14 protein-coding genes are annotated in these 15,794 nt (G+C 42.1%); 1 reads left to right on the top strand and 13 read right to left on the bottom strand.

Going from position 1 to position 15,794, the window contains the following annotated elements; genetic code table 11:
• Window positions 1–99: 99 nt before the first annotated feature.
• Window positions 100–270 carry a DUF3042 family protein gene (locus MK385_RS01120; protein ID WP_001051782.1) on the top strand — a complete coding sequence of 57 codons (171 nt, stop codon included), beginning with the start codon at window positions 100–102 and terminating at the stop codon, window positions 268–270.
• Between the two features lie 197 nt (window positions 271–467).
• Here MK385_RS01120 and MK385_RS01115 read toward each other — a convergent pair whose 3' ends face one another.
• From MK385_RS01115 to MK385_RS01055, 13 genes are all read right to left on the bottom strand, one after another.
• Entirely contained in the window at window positions 468–1,307 is an 840-nt protein-coding gene (locus tag MK385_RS01115) for a thymidylate synthase (RefSeq protein ID WP_268725041.1), read from the bottom strand.
• Between the two features lie 100 nt (window positions 1,308–1,407).
• A complete protein-coding gene (locus MK385_RS01110; RefSeq protein ID WP_000078549.1) occupies window positions 1,408–2,367 on the bottom strand; it encodes an ROK family glucokinase in 960 nt (319 codons plus the stop codon).
• Between the two features lie 125 nt (window positions 2,368–2,492).
• A complete protein-coding gene (locus tag MK385_RS01105; RefSeq protein WP_268725040.1) occupies window positions 2,493–4,829 on the bottom strand; it encodes an Ltp family lipoprotein in 2,337 nt (778 codons plus the stop codon).
• 119 nt (window positions 4,830–4,948) lie between these two features.
• The gene (gene pabB / locus MK385_RS01100; RefSeq protein ID WP_268725039.1) at window positions 4,949–6,664 is read right to left on the bottom strand and encodes an aminodeoxychorismate synthase component I; all 1,716 of its coding nucleotides are present in this window, start codon (window positions 6,662–6,664) and stop codon (window positions 4,949–4,951) included.
• A 264-nt stretch (window positions 6,665–6,928) separates the two neighbouring features.
• Complete coding sequence (locus MK385_RS01095; protein ID WP_185755936.1) at window positions 6,929–7,492, bottom strand: TIGR01440 family protein; 564 nt, start codon at window positions 7,490–7,492, stop codon at window positions 6,929–6,931.
• A gap of 109 nt (window positions 7,493–7,601) precedes the next feature.
• The gene (locus MK385_RS01090; RefSeq protein WP_268725038.1) at window positions 7,602–9,293 is read right to left on the bottom strand and encodes a cache domain-containing sensor histidine kinase; all 1,692 of its coding nucleotides are present in this window, start codon (window positions 9,291–9,293) and stop codon (window positions 7,602–7,604) included.
• Complete coding sequence (locus tag MK385_RS01085; RefSeq protein WP_268725037.1) at window positions 9,290–10,027, bottom strand: response regulator transcription factor; 738 nt, start codon at window positions 10,025–10,027, stop codon at window positions 9,290–9,292. Before MK385_RS01085 ends, MK385_RS01090 begins: the two co-directional genes overlap by 4 nt.
• 70 nt (window positions 10,028–10,097) lie before the next feature.
• Window positions 10,098–11,210: a peptide-methionine (R)-S-oxide reductase MsrB gene (gene msrB / locus MK385_RS01080; protein WP_268725036.1), complete on the bottom strand. Its 1,113-nt coding sequence runs from the start codon at window positions 11,208–11,210 to the stop codon at window positions 10,098–10,100.
• A 9-nt stretch (window positions 11,211–11,219) separates the two neighbouring features.
• Window positions 11,220–11,783, bottom strand: coding sequence for a redoxin family protein (locus MK385_RS01075; RefSeq protein WP_268725035.1), 564 nt, complete (start codon window positions 11,781–11,783; stop codon window positions 11,220–11,222).
• Window positions 11,784–11,796: 13 nt separating this feature from the next.
• A complete protein-coding gene (gene ccdA2, locus MK385_RS01070) occupies window positions 11,797–12,507 on the bottom strand; it encodes a cytochrome c biogenesis CcdA family protein (RefSeq protein ID WP_247943038.1) in 711 nt (236 codons plus the stop codon).
• A gap of 162 nt (window positions 12,508–12,669) precedes the next feature.
• On the bottom strand, window positions 12,670–13,221 hold the full coding sequence (locus MK385_RS01065; protein ID WP_268725034.1) for a GNAT family N-acetyltransferase: 552 nt from the start codon (window positions 13,219–13,221) through the stop codon (window positions 12,670–12,672).
• 201 nt (window positions 13,222–13,422) lie between these two features.
• Window positions 13,423–14,247 (bottom strand): ammonia-dependent NAD(+) synthetase, encoded by an 825-nt coding sequence (gene nadE / locus MK385_RS01060; RefSeq protein ID WP_268725033.1) that lies wholly within the window; start codon window positions 14,245–14,247, stop codon window positions 13,423–13,425.
• Window positions 14,244–15,704: a nicotinate phosphoribosyltransferase gene (locus tag MK385_RS01055; RefSeq protein WP_268725032.1), complete on the bottom strand. Its 1,461-nt coding sequence runs from the start codon at window positions 15,702–15,704 to the stop codon at window positions 14,244–14,246. The genes nadE and MK385_RS01055 overlap by 4 nt, the downstream gene beginning before the upstream one ends.
• Window positions 15,705–15,794: the final 90 nt, after the last annotated feature.

Raw genomic sequence — 15,794 nt, 5'->3', positions numbered from 1 at the left:
CATTTTTTCGTTACTATTATTATATCACAAAAAGGTCAGTCAGAAAAATGCTACCACTTAAGGAGCCTGGCTGATTGGGAAGATAAAGGAGGAAGACTCATGGCTAAAGGATTCGCTAAAGGTCTTGTAACAGGTGTCGCAGGAACTGTCGCTGCCGTTGCAGGTGCAGTATACGCAATTAAAAAGAAAGTGATTGAGCCAGAAGAGCAAAAAGCAGCTTTCATCGAAGAAAACCGCAAAAAAGCAGCTCGCCGCCGCGTATCACATTAAGCAACAAAAGAAGTTGAGAAATCTCAACTTCTTTTTATTTTCTTTTGTACTCAATGAAAATCTAAGAGCAAACCAGGAAGCTAGCCGCAGGTTGCTCAAAGCACTGCTTTGAGGTTGTAGATAAGACTGACGAAGTTAGTTACATATATCTACGGTAAGGCGACGCTGACGTGGTTTGAAGAGATTTTCGAAGAGTATTAAATAGCCAAATCAAACTTCAGTTGCGGCTTAACCGGATCATAGTCAATCAACTCAAAGTCCTCGGCTTTGATATCAAAAAAATTGGTCCCATCTGGAACATTTAAAACCAAGCGAGGTTGGCAGTTTGACGACTCACGGCGGAGCAATTCCTCTGCTTGTTCAAACTGATTATCATAGATATGAAGGTTGTTGATAAAATAGAAAAACTTCCCAACCTTCCAGCCAAAATGCTTGGCAATCATCATTTGAAGAGCCACATACTGCATAGCATTGATGTGGTGGGCCACCAGCATATCATTCGAACGCTGGGTCAAGGTCGCATCCAGATAGATGTCCCCATCAACCCGACGGACATCAAACATGGTCTGAAAGGCGCATGGAAGAAGACCATCTGTCTCCTCAAAAGCTTGATAATCCCAGAGCGAGATGATATTGCGGCGGTTCCAAGGATTTTCTTCCAATTGTTTGAGAATCTTGTTGATGATATCGTGCTTTTTAACCACAGCCCCATAGCGCTCACCGATGGTTCCCGTATCTCCCACTTCCCAGTCATTCCAGTAATGAACATTGTACTTGCCATTAAGAACTTCCAAGCTATTGGATTGATCTTGGTAGATCCAGAGCACTTCTTTGATAGCTGATTTGATCGCAATGGGACGCAAGGTTGTGATGGGAAATTCGCCCTTAGACAAATCATACTCGGCAAAGGCACCCGTTACGTACTTGGAGTTGGCAACAGTCCCATCCTTGTACTTGGGACGAGCCTGCTCAGAAAAGACACCGTCTTTGAGGATTCGTTCAATATTTTCTTTAAAAATCGTATCAGTTTTTGTCATTTACTCTCACCTCATTTATTGTCCTAACTAGTATAGCATAAAAAAAGAAAGGAGGAAAATCACTGGCTTTAAAGTAGTGTTTTTCCCCCTTTTTATTATCTTATTGCAATACAAGTGATGCTGCTCCAATAACTCCAGCGTCATTTCCTAGAGTTGCAAGAGCCAGTTTAGTTGTTGTGCGTACTTGTGGGAAGGTATTTTCGTCATAAACCTTTTGCACGCCTTGGAGAAGGAATTCTCCCGCAGCTGATACTCCACCACCAATAACGATTGTTGATGGGTTTAGGATTGAACCGATATTAGCACAAGCGATTCCCAAGTAACGTGAGAAGTTACGGTAAACGATCAAAGCAAGGTCATCCCCTTCTTTTGCAAGGTCAAAGACAGTTTTAGCAGTTACTTCTTCACCGTCGTCGATCAAGCGTTTCAAGGCCGCATCGCCTTCGTATTCATCTGCATAACGACGAGTCAAGTTGACAATCCCTGTTGCAGAAGCAACTGTCTCAAGACAGCCTTTTTTACCACAGGTACATGCGATTGGTTGGTCAAAGTCAACAGTGATGTGGCCAAGCTCTCCTGCTGCACCAGCAACACCGTGAAGCAATTTGCCTTCTGCCACGATTCCGCCACCAACACCTGTACCAAGTGTCATAAAGACAACGTCCGGTTGGTTGTCACCAGCGCCCATCCAGCGCTCACCAAGAGCAGCTACGTTGGCATCATTATCAATGAAGAATGGAATCCCCAAGGCTTTTTCAATCTTTTCTTTAATTGGTTGAAGGGTTTTCCAGTTGAGGTTGTAGGCACCGATAACAGTTCCTTTTTCACGGTCAACCACACCAGGTGATCCCATTCCAATGCCTCGGAAGTCTGTGGCTGACAATCCAAGCAAGTCCAAACGATGTTGAATAGACTCGATCATATCATCTACAATGTGACTTCCTTCATCCAAAATATTAGTCTTGATAGACCATTTTTCTTGGATTTCTCCCTCTTGAGTTAAAATTGCAAACTTGATAGATGTTCCACCAAGGTCAATCCCAATAATCTTTTGACTCATCGTCTTCTCCTTTTTAATTGAAAATGCTTACAGATATAGTATAACAAAATCGTTAGATTTGTGCAAAGGTTTGCAGGCTACAAGCCAAAATTAAAACATCTCATTTGCTTCACTATTTGTAAAAATTAGTCACCTAAATGTTGAATGGCATAGTTTGCTTCTTCTTTGGTAAATTTTCTAAAATAAGGAGAAGTTAGCCTCTCATAAATTTCTGTCTTTGACAAATGGGCATTCTTTCGGTATTCTCTTGCTTGAATTAAGGCATTTGCCTTATAGTCTGCTTGCAAATGATTGATAGCATATTGTGCAGTGTCACTATTAAAACCTTCATAAATTAACATCTCATAAATTCTTTTTTTTGACAAATGAATCCTATTATAATCTTGTGCTGTCTTTAAAGCTGCTGAGTATGGATTCCCGGCTACTGGTTTTGGTTGTCGCACACCATCGTTTCCTACATAGTAACGACCACCATCTACCCATTTACCCCTTACCATTTTGCCTTTAGAATCAACATAGTAACGGCCACCATCTACCCATTCATTCTTGGCCATCTTACCATCTGATTTATAATAATAGTCCCCTACCCATTTATTGCGGACAATGCTTCCTTCTGGTGTTAAATCTAGTTTTTGAATGGCATAGTCTGCTTCTTCTTTTGTAAATTTTCTAAAATAAGGAGAAGTTAGCCTCTCATAAATTTCTGTCTTTGATAAATTGGCATTCTTTCGGTATTCTCTTGCTTGAGCTAAGGCATTCGCCTTATAGTCTGCTTGCAAATGATTGATAGCATATTGTGCAGTGTCACTATTAAAACCTTCATAAATTAACATCTCATAAATTCTTTTTTTTGACAAATGAATCCTATTATAATCTTGTGCTGTCTTTAAAGCTGCTGAGTATGGATTCCCGGCTGCCGGTTTTGGTTGTCGCACACCATCGTTTCCTACATAGTAACGACCACCATCTACCCATTTACCCCTTACCATTTTGCCTTCAGAATTAACATAGTAACGGCCACCATCTACCCATTCATTCTTGGCCATCTTACCATCTGATTTGAGATAATAATTTCCTACCCATTTGTTGCGAGCGTAGCTGCCTTCTGCTGTGAGATAGTAATATGAACCATAGTTTTTATCATAAATCCAGTCACTTTTAACCTTTTTTCCATCAGAATCAACATAATAACGACCACCATCTACCCATTCATTTTTAGCTCTCTTTCCATCTGATTTGAGGTAGTAATTTCCTACCCAGCCAGACTGAACTTTAGATTGTGATTTATCCTGTTTAGGAGTTGTTTCTTTAGCTTTTTCAGTCGGTTTTGATGCTGGGGTTTTCGGTTTATCAGCAGGTTTTGATGCTGGGGTTTTCGGTTTATCAGCAGGTTTTGGTGCTGGTGTTTTTGGTTTCTCAGCAGGTTTTTGTGCTGGTGTTTTTGGTTTATCAGCAGGTTTTTGAGCTGGCGTTTTCGGTTTCTCAGCGGGTTTTGGTGCTGGCTTTGGCGCTGGTTTTGGTTGCCACACACCATCGTCTCCTACATAATAACGACCACCATCTACCCATTCATTTTTGGCCATCTTACCATCTGATTTTAGATAGTAATTACCTACCCATTTGTTGCGAGCGTAGCTGCCTTCTGCTGTTAGATAATAATAGGATCCATAGTTTTTGTCATAAATCCACTCAGCTTTAGCCATCTTACCATCTGATTTAAGATAGTAATTGCCTACCCATGTGTTGCGAGCGTAGCTGCCTTCTCCTGTTAAATAATAGTATGACCCATAGTTATTGTCATAAATCCATTCATTTTTAGCTCTTTTCCCGTCTGATTTTAGATAGTAATTACCTACCCATGCGTTTCGAGCGTAGCTACCTTCTGCGGTTAGATAATAATAGGATCCATAGTTTTTATCATAAATCCATTCACTCTTAGCCATTTTACCATCTGATTTAAGATAGTAATTGCCTACCCAAGCATTTTGGACATAGTTTCCCGAAGCATTTAGATAGAAATAAGAATTAGCTTTTTTATCAAAAATCCACTTATTAGTAACTTTAGTACCATTTTCATAGTACGATGAGCCTACCCAACCAGACTGAGCTGTAGATTTGGACTTATCCTCTTTAGGACTTGTATTTTTAGGTTTCTCAGCAGGTTTTTGAGTTGGTGTTTTCGGTTTCTCAGCGGGTTTCGGCGCTGGTTTTGGTTCTGGTTTTGGTGCTGGTGTTTTCGGTTTCTCAGCAGGATTTTGCGCTGGCGTTTTTGACTTCTCAGCTTGATTTGGCGCCGAAGTTGTATTCTCTTTTAGAATCTTACCGTTTTTAGATACATCCTTTTCTTGAGCAGAAACATGCTGAGCCGAAAAAGGAAAGGCTCCACTTGTATCCGCAAATGAAATAAGTCCCAGTGTTGCAGTTGCTAAGCTGGTTACTAAAATTTTTTTTGATTTTTTCATAAAAATCTCCATTATTTTTATTGATTTATACTTATTAGTATACCATATTTTTAATTTTTCTTTCAAATCAAATATTAAATATTCAGAAATAAATCTAAAACTTAATTGAAAATCTATAGTTATATCACTTCCAACTCATACAAGCCTCTGACTGCATTACAGCCATAGATAGTCTCCGCTTGGTTCAAGTCTGCCAAAGTCAGAACTTTTTCCTCTACCTGTCCTCTTTCCAACAAATGCTGGCGGTAGATTCCTTGTAAAATTCCTAGACTGGTAGGTGGTGTATAGAGTTTACCATTAATTTTTAAGACCAGATTTCCAATAGAGGTCTCAAGTAGTTCTCCTGACTTATTGTGGTAAATCTTCTCTTGCTCTCCTAGACTTAAATGTGGTCTATGAGTTGTTTTAAAGTAGATAAATGATTGATTCAAATCTGCTTCTTGCAGACAAAGTTTGGCTTTGCAGAAACTTGGACTGAGGGGTGCTAAGATTTGGCGACTGAGTTCCATCTCTCCAGACTTGCTGAGAAAAATTCGCAAACGGTAGTCTTGGTGGGAATCACAGGCCTGACACTCCATCTCTATCTTTTGTCTCAAGTCTTCCGGATCAAAAGGAAAGGCAAAATAACGACTCGCCTTTGTCAGTCTTTCCAGATGTTGATCTTCAAATAGTAAACGCTTCTGGCTGATTTTCCCAGTTGTAATCAGTTTGAAACGAGCTTGTTTACGATAGAGAACAGCTGCTTTTTGATGAACTTCTCGGTATTCAGATTCCCAAGTACTATCCCAAGTAATGCCACCACCCACTCCATAGATGGCTTTCCCTTGATGCAGTTGGATAGTCCGAATGGCGACATTGAAAATTCGTCGCCCATTTGGAAGTAAGAGACCAATCGTTCCACAGTAAACTCCTCTAGGTTGGGGCTCCAAATCTTTGATAATCTCCATGGTCGCAATTTTCGGAGCTCCCGTTATGGATCCACAAGGAAAGAGAGAGCGAAAAATAGCAACCAAGTCCACATCCTCTCGCAACTGACTCTTGATGGTCGACGTCATCTGCCAAACAGTCGAATACTGCTCCACTTGGCACAGACGCTCCACATTCTCACTGCCCACTTCAGAAATACGGTTCATATCATTGCGCAAGAGATCCACAATCATCATATTTTCAGAGCGATTTTTAGGATCCTGTTCTAGCCAACTAGCTTGGGCAAGGTCTTCTTGGTCAGTCACTCCCCGCTGGGTTGTTCCCTTCATTGGTCGCGTTATCAACTCACGGTCATTTTGCTCAAAAAAGAGTTCTGGACTCATGGAAATCACTGCCATCTCATCATGTTCAACATAGGCATTGTAACCCGCCTCCTGTTCTACCACCATGCGATTGTAGATGGCAAAAGGATTAGCGCCCAAGTCTTGCTTGAGTTGGACAGTGTAGTTGACCTGATAGGTGTCCCCCTGACGCAAATGATGGTGAATCTGGGAAATAGCTTTTTCATAGTCTTCTGCAGACGTCACTTCCTGCCAATTTGAAGGCAGATCTACTTCCTCATAAGTCAGAGGAATAGGGGATGTTTCCACCCTATCGTGAACGGTAAAGTAAAGCAAATACTCGCCCAATAGAGGAAGCTTGTGAACTGCTAGTTTTTCCTCAAAAGCAGGTGCAGCCTCGTAACTGACATAGCCCACGACATAATATCCTTGCTCTTGGTAGCTTTCCACTTGTGCTAGCAAGTCCGCCACTTCTGCTAAATCTCTCGTTTTTAACTCTTTAATCGGCTGGGTAAAAGTGTATCTCTCCCCCAAAGCCCTAAAATCAATCACTGTTTTTCTATGCATATCTTAAGTATAGCACAAAAAAGCCGACCTAGAACAGCTAAATCCAGCTTTGTTTACTGATTTCTATGACGTAAAATCTTCTCTAAGTTGCTTTTTTCTACTTTTGGCAATTCTCCATCAGATAGCACCCCTTCTTCTTTTAAAAACTGGTCTTATTTGGAGCACTTTACACAAAAATTCAACAAAAAAGAACAGAGGAAGTCATGGTATCTATACCATTGTTTCCTCTGTCTTTTGCTTTTCTTCTGTTATTACAGAATGATTTTACGACTTTCTGATAGAATCTTGTGGATACTGCGCACGCGCACCTCCGATTAGTTTGGGACGACTAGCTAGAGCCGTTACATGGGCATGCCCAATTTCTCTCAAAAGAGGGCGAATCGGAACCTGAACATGCTTAACATGCATGCCAATCGCAGTATCTCCGATATCCAATCCAGCATGGGCCTTGATAAATTCAACCTCAACTGGATCTTGCATAAACTTGAAGGCTGCCAATTGACCCGAACCTCCTGCATGAAGGGTAGGAAGGACACTGACGATTTCCAGACCAAACTGCTCTGCCGCCTGACGTTCAACGACGAGGGCCCGATTGACATGTTCACAACCCTGAACGGCTAGATGAATTCCATTTTCTTCTAGGATATCAAGGATGGTCTTCACAATGATTTCGCCAATTTCTTGGCTGGATTCCTTGCCAATCTGACCACCTATCACCTCACTAGAAGAAAGGCCCAAAACAAAGATAGCTCCTTGCTTCAAATTAGCCTTGTCTATTACATCTTCTACAATCTGGCTTGTTGCTCTTTGAATGTCTTTTTCCTTCATACTTGATACCTCTTTTGTCACTATCTATCATATCTTTTTTTACTGATTTTATCAAGGCTAACTAATCATTCTGATTTTTAAAAGTAAAACTCCCAGAGTGAACTGGGAGTTAGCTAGTTTCAATTTTATTGATGTATATTTCAACTGTCGTCCCTTTTGAAGGTACAGAATCAATCTTCATCTGATAGTTTTCTCCAAAATGAAGTTTGAGTCGTTGGTCGACATTTTGTAGACCAACTCCCCCACGTTTGAGCTGACTTTGACTGCTATCACCAGGATTTTGGAAACCAACACCATCATCCTCAATACGGATGACAAGCCCTGTATCCTGTCTCTGAACAGAAACTTTAATATGGCCCTGACCTTCCTTCTCCTTAATACCATGGTAAAGAGCATTTTCTACAAGAGGTTGCAACACCAGTTTAGGCAAGACTAAATTATCAAAGTCAGGTTCTTCAGCAATCTCATACTCCAGCTTATCACCATAGCGTTGTTTCTGGATAAAGAGGTACTGCCGGACATGATTGATTTCATCAGAAAGAGAAATCAAATCCTTTCCTTGATTGAGCGCCAAGCGGAAATAGGTTGCCAAGGACTTGGTCACCTGAACCACTCGCTGACTATCCTGAAATTCAGCCATCCAGATGATAGTGTCCAAAGTATTATAGAGGAAATGGGGGTTAATCTGGCTCGACAGTGCTTGAAGTTCATACTGCCGGGTTGCTTCTTCCTGCCTGCGAATAGCTGCCATCAACTGATCAATCTGATCCAACATAGCATTAAACTGGCGAGTCACTTCTCTCAGTTCATAGGCACCAGCTTCTTTGGCTCGAAGATTTTGTGTACCAGAAGCAATTTCCAGCATGGTTTCTCTTAGGTCCTTCAAAGGAGCAATCCAGCGTTTGAGACTGAACCACACCAAGCAGAGACAGGCAAGAAGAGATAAGGTACTAGCACCAAGCAAGGTCCACATGAGTTGACTCCGAACCTGGTCTAACTTCTCCAACGAAGACACGCCTATAACCGTCCAATCAGTACCTGCAATCTTTTCCTGACTGACGTAGGATTGGTGATACAGCGTATATCCCTGCCCCGTCTCGATGTAGGGTTTCATGGCCTCCATTTCACTCGCTGAGCTATAGACAGTACGTTTAGGATGGTAGACAAATTCATGGTTTTCATTGATGATAAAGGCAAAGCCCTGCTGGCCCAACTGGAGTTGGTTGAGATAGGCTTCGAGAGTTTCGTAGGAAATATCCAAACGAAGCACACCAAGATTGGCTCCCTTTGCATCAACAAGTTCCTGAGTGACAGAAATGACCCACTGGCTGTCTGATTTACGAGCTGGTGTCAAAACCGGCTTAGCCCCTTGATGAATGGCCTTTTGGTACCAATCCTCAGCCATCATATCTGAGGAGGTTTTCATCTGCACACTGTCATCTGTAGAAATAACCTGACCAGACTTGGTTACCAACACCACCGTTTTCAAATCTTGGTCTGCCTTTAAGATAGTCAAAAACAGATCTCGGATTCCCTTGACTTGGTCTTGATTAGGATTCTCAGCATAGGCTAACAAATCCTCCTGCTGGGTCAAACTGGTCGAGGTGGTTTCTAATTTTTTGATATAAGACTGAATAAAGTGGCTTGTCTGGCTGATGGTCGTTTGGCTATTGCCTTCAATGGTAGCCTCAATGGCTGATGAACTAGATTGATAGTAGAAAGTCCCAACCACAGCCAGGAGAATGAGAAATACTAGAAAGATGGAAATAACCATTCTAACTAGGAGAGAAGAACGCTTCATTGACCTCCCCCCTTCTTAAACTGACGAGGCGTCACACCTGCAATCTGTTTAAAGCGTTGGGTAAAGTAGTTCATATCTTCAAAACCAACCTTTTCGGCTATCTGGTAAATCTTTAAATCCGTTGTCAAGAGCAAGAGCTTGGCTTGTTTGACACGCTCTCTCACCAAATAATCCTGAAAAGGCAAACCCAACTCTTTCTTAATCAAGGAGCTCAGATAAGTCGAACTAAAGCCCAATTCACTGGCCAAAGACTTTAAACTAAATTGGCTGTCAGCTAGATGAGACTGGATCTTCTGGGCTATGTTTCCTTCAAACTTATCGATCAGTAAATCTTGTAACTGCTCTTCCTTCTCTTCCTTGTCTAGTTTTTGCTTGATTTTCCCCAACATTTCCTCGATATCCTGACGAGAAAAGGGCTTGAGCAGATAGTCATCGACACCGAGTTTGACAGCAGACAAGGCATAATCAAAATCATCGTAACCCGTTAAAAAGACCAAATGCACTTGTGGATAGGTTTCTCGTACCAGACTGGCCAACTGGATGCCGTTCAGCTGAGGCATGTTGATATCGGTTAAAATGATATCTGGCACCTGCTTTTGAATCAAGTCCCAAGCCTGCCTTCCATTTTCGGCCTGACCGATGATTTCCATATCGTAGGCTGCTACATTGACCAACTTGGTCAAGCCTTGTCTTACTAGATATTCATCCTCTACGATTAAGATTGTGTAGGTCATGCTCTGCTCCTTTGTCACTTACTAGTATCAGTATAGCAAAATTCTCCACTAACTGCTTAGGAAAGACTTCTTAATCGACATAATCTAGTAAATAGGCATAGCCTTTTTCTTCCATTTGGTCTTTGGGAATAAATCGGATAGAAAGACTATTGATACAGTAGCGCAAGCCACCCTTGTCCTGAGGCCCATCTGTAAAGACATGGCCAAGGTGAGAATCTCCAACTCGACTTCTCACTTCCATGCGCGTCATATTGTAAGACTTATCTTCCTTGTAAGTGACAACATCTGGACTAATTGGTTGGGTGAAACTAGGCCAGCCACAACCAGACTCAAACTTGTCTTTTGATGAAAAGAGGGGTTCGCCAGTGGCCACATCCACATAGATACCAGATTCGAATTTATCCCAGTAGCGGTTTGAAAAAGCTCGTTCTGTTTGATTTTTCTGGGTAACTGCATACTCCTCAGGTGACAAGGTCTTTTTCAATTCTTCATCGCTTGGTTTAGGATATTTGCTGGCATCAATGACGGGATAGGCAGCTTGATTGACATTGATATGACAGTAGCCATTTGGATTTTTCTTGAGGTAGTCTTGATGATAATCCTCAGCCACCACAAAATTCTTCAAGTTTTCCTTTTCAACTGCCAGAGGTTGGTCATATTTTTTAGCAACTTCATCAAAGACTTGGTTGATTACCTCCAAATCCTTGTCATCTGTGTAATATACGCCGGTACGATACTGGGTCCCCACATCATTTCCTTGTTTATTTTTGCTGGTTGGATTGATAATGCGGAAATAATGAAGCAGGATTTCCTTGAGGGAAATTTGATTAGCGTCGTAGGTGACATGGACGGTTTCCGCATGACCTGTTTGGTTAATCAATTCGTACTTGGTTGTTTCCCCTCTACCATTTGCATAGCCTGAAACGGCATCTGTCACTCCAGGCACGCGTGAGAAGTATTCCTCCACTCCCCAGAAACATCCCCCAGCTAGATAAATTTCGTGCAAGTCTGCGTCTTTGCTAATTTCTGTTTTTTTCACTGTTTTTCCTCCTTGGCTAACTGACGCTTTCTCAATTTGCGAGCTATCTGTCTGCCCTGCATTTCGCATCAATAGGAAATAGAAACCGGTTAGGACTAGGAGAATGACCCCTGCCAAGACAAACAATTTTACTTTATCATTCATAGCCTTTCTCTACCCCATTTCCTTTAATGTTTTTAAAATCATATCCTTATCCATAAAACCTGGTTGCGTTTTGACCAGCTTGCCTTCCTTGTCTATAAAGGCTTGAGTAGGGTAAGAACGAACACCATAGCTTTCCAAAAGTTTGCCTGACGGATCAATTAAAACCGGTAAATTTTTATAATCCAATCCCTTGTACCAGTTCTTAAAGTCAGCTTCAAATTGTTCTCCCTTGTGGCCTGGTGACACCACTGTCAAGACCACGTAGTCATCACCAGCATTCTTAGCAATTTCATCCGTATCTGGAAGGCTGGCTAGACAGATGGAACACCAAGAAGCCCAGAATTTAAGATAGACTTTCTTGCCTTTGTAGTCAGATAAACGATAAGTCTTACCATCTACTCCTGTTAGTTCAAAATCAGCAACCGCCTGACCCTTGGTGGCAGTTTGCGAGCTGACTTGTTCTGTTTTGGATTGCTCCTTCATAGTAGACTCGTCTGACATGTTTTTAGCCGAACAGGCTGCCAAACAACAGATTGAGCCTACTCCAAGGAGACATGTTTGCCATTTTTTCATTTCTTCTTCCTCTCTATTCAAATAATCTTGTTAAAATAGACGCATTTCCCAACAGCACCAAGATTCCCATCAGGATAATGAGGAAACCACCCACTTTTTTGAGGATTCCGAGATAAGGATGGAGTTTTCGAAAATGTTTTAAAACATAACTGGAAGCAAGAGCTAGAACCAAAAATGGTAGCGCCAATCCCAGCGTGTAAACCAACATGAGACCAGCTCCCTGCCAAGCTCCTGAACCACCTGAAGCCGCCAAAGCCAAAACAGAGCCCAGAACCGGCCCCACACACGGTGTCCAAGCAAAACTAAAGGTCAACCCCAGTAAAAATGCTTGACTATAACCGTTAGAGTTTTGACCCTGTCTCTTTAATTGTAGCCTTTTTTCCTTGTAGAGCCCCTTCAAATGTAAGACTTCCATCTGGTGCAAGCCCAAGAGAATGATGACCGCACCCGTCACATACTGAAACCAGGAAGTATACAGCAAATTGCCTAAAAAACCAGCTCCATAGCCCAGTAAGATAAAGATAAAAGAAATCCCTGCTATAAAGGCCAAAGTTCGCAATAAACTAACAAGTGAGATTGAAAATTTTCCACTAGAAGCCTGAGCATCATTCTTATCATCCGACAAGACTCCTGCATAGACCGGTAACAAGGGTAAAATACAAGGAGAAAAGAAGGAAAGAATTCCAGCAAGAAAAACACTGATAAAAAAGATAATCGTATCCATTACCTTCCTCCATTCTTTGATTTGATAGGACTATTATAGCTCCAAAACTCCAGAAAAAACAGGGACAATGATAGGGAAAAATAGGAATTTAATCAGTTTATTCAGAAATCTGGTACAAAAAAAGCCAGACAAGGTCTGACTTTGATAGAAACAGAAAAGAAATCACCTGTCTTCCCTACTTACCTGGTAATAAATAAGGTCCGCAACGTAGTCTTTTCTCTCCACACCATTGGCAATAGTTTTTAGATAGGACATTCCAGCCTTCTCCATCACACGGCCTGAAGCTGGGTTAAGACTGGCGTAACGAGCTCTGACCTTTTGAAATCCTGCTTGGGTAAAACAAAAGTCTAAGACAGCTTTCAAGGCCTCCGTCATCATACCACGACCCCAATAATTTTTTCCTAAAATATACCCAATTTCACAAGAAGAATCGTTCTCATCCAGCTCAACGATGCTGATATCTCCTATCACTTGCTCAGGATTTTCTTTGAGACAAATGGCCCATTTGTAATAGTTGGGATTAGTATAGGATGCAACCCAATTTCGAATCGAGTTCCGAGTCACTTCAACATCAGGGTGAGGATCCCAGGTGACATAGGTCAGATTCTCAGCAGACGAAGCCCAATTTTGAAACATGGCTTCCGCATCACTCTCCACAAATCTTCTCAAAATTAAACGATCTGTCTGTAAGGTTTGCGTACCGATTGCTTTCATAATGTTACCTCGCTTTCTATCTTTGGGAGTAGGTTTATACTGCCATTGTTCTGCCTTACTTCTCTATTCAAGACCAGAAGCGAAGAAGGTCCACTGGACCTTCCTCGTTTTCCTATTTTTAGACTTGGGCTGAAAACCTCCTATGGAGGTTCCTCGTTTTCTTATTTCTAAACTCGGGGTAAAAAGATCCACTGGAAGTTTTTACTCCCAAAAGTCATCAAAGACGGTGATGGGTAGGTGGCGTTTGTGTTGGCCTTTGTACCACCAGTTTTCAATAGTCGCTTGGGCTTCTGGGCTGATTGTTTTTCCTTCGAGGTAGTCGTCAATTTCATTGTAAGTGACTCCAAGTGCGACTTCGTCAGCCAAGCCCGGCTTATCTTCTTCAAGGTCTGCGATGGGGACTTTCTCATAGAGGGCAGAATCTGCGCCAAGCTCTTTCAAAAGTTGTTTCCCTTGGCGTTTATTGAGTCGGTAAAGAGGGAGAATATCCGCACCACCGTCACCAAACTTAGTAAAGAAACCTGTGATGTTTTCAGCTGCATGATCTGTCCCAATGACAGCTCCGCTATGTGCTCCTGCTAGGGCATATTGAGCGATCATACGGCTACGAGCCTTGATATTTCCTTTGTTAAAATCCGTCATTGGACTGCCTGTAGCTTCTACCGCTAAGGCCATGGCATCAGCTGATTCCTTGATATTCACAACCAAGCTGACATCTGGTTGGATGAAAGCAAGAGCTTTTTGAGCATCTTCTTCATCAGCTTGCACTCCGTATGGCAAACGGACAGCGATAAATTGGTAGCTGTCATCTCCTGTCTCTGCTCGCATTTCTTCCATAGCTAATTGCGCCAAGCGCCCTGCCAAGGTTGAGTCTTGTCCTCCAGAAATTCCTAGTACAAAGGTTTTAAGAAAAGGGTGTTTTTTCAAGTATCTCTTTAAGAAGTCAATGGAACGACGAATTTCTTCCTGGGCATCAATCACTGGTTTGACGCCCAGTTGCTGGATAATGGTCTCTTGCAAACTCATTCTTCTTCTCCTTCACCAAGAGCTTCTTTGCGCATCTTGTCAATCAAGTCCATTTTGTCCTGCCAAATATCACGCGCCAAATCCACTGGATAGTGTTGCGGATTGAGTACCCGTTTGTACTCATCCCAAAGTTTGTCAAATTCCTTACGAGCATAGGCTTGAATGTCAGTCAAACTAGGCAAATCGTAAACTAATGTTCCTTCTTTAAAGATATCCACCAAGAGAGGAACAGCATCAAAATTACGAACGGTCTTTTTGATGTAGGTATAAGTTGGATGGAACATCTTGATTTCTGTCATGTCGCTCACATCCACACCGTCATAAGTAATGTAGTCGCCTTCTGACTTGCCTTTTTCACGACTGGTAATGCGCCATACCTGCTTCTTACCTGGCGTCGATACTTTTTCCGCATTATTAGACAGTTTGATGGTATTGCGCATCTGACCATTCCCATCTTCGATCGCAACAATCTTATAAACTGCCCCAAGAGCTGGCTGATCATAGGCTGTAATCAGCTTGGTACCCACACCCCAGACATCAATCTTGGCCTTTTGCATCTTGAGGTTGAGGATGGTATTTTCATCAAGGTCATTAGAAGCATAGATCTTTGCCTCTGTGAATCCGGCCTCGTCTAGTTGCTGACGGACTTTCTTGGAAATGTAGGCAATATCCCCAGAGTCGATACGAACGCCTTTAAAATTGATCTTATCACCTAACTCACGCGCCACCTGAATAGCAGCCGGCACACCGATACGCAACGTGTCATAAGTATCTACTAGAAAGACACAGTCACGATGGGTTGACGCATAGGCCTTAAAGGCCTTATAGTCGTTCCCATAGACCTGTACCAAGGCATGAGCATGAGTACCTAAGACAGGAATACCAAAGAGCTTCCCTGCTCGTACATTACTAGTACCATTGGCTCCACCAATCACGGCTGCGCGTGTTCCCCAGATAGCTGCATCCATTTCTTGCGCACGACGTGTTCCGAATTCCATCAAAGGCTCATCTTCAATGACTGAACGAATACGTGCTGCCTTTGTCGCTATCAAGGTTTGAAAGTTAACGATGTTTAAAAGAGCCGTTTCGACCAATTGACATTGGGCTAGAGGTCCTTCAACCTGCACAATCGGCTCATTAGCAAAAACCAAGTCCCCTTCCTGAGCAGAACGAACCGTTAGTTCTAACTTGAGATTTCGTAGGTAATCCAAGAATTCTCCATGATACCCAAGCGTCTCCAAGTAGGCAATATCGCTATCTGAAAAGCGTAAGTCTTCAAGATAATGTACAATTCTTTCCAAACCAGCAAAAACCGCATAGCCGTTATTAAACGGTTGCTGGCGGAAGTAAACTTCAAAGACCGCCTTCTTATTGTGAATCCCTTGGTCAAAGTAAACTTGCATCATGTTAATCTGGTACAAGTCCGTGTGCAATGTCAAACTATCATCTGGATACATCTGTTTTCCTTCTTCCTACTTTACAAGGGTATAAAAGTATTCTACCACTTTCACACCATCCGATAAATTAGTACTATTATAACACATTTT

Source organism: Streptococcus oralis, from assembly GCF_026782125.1.
GTDB classification, from domain to species: domain Bacteria; phylum Bacillota; class Bacilli; order Lactobacillales; family Streptococcaceae; genus Streptococcus; species Streptococcus oralis_CE.
Note: the sequence above shows the minus strand (reverse complement) of the source record. Positions and strands in the feature narration are given on the sequence as shown.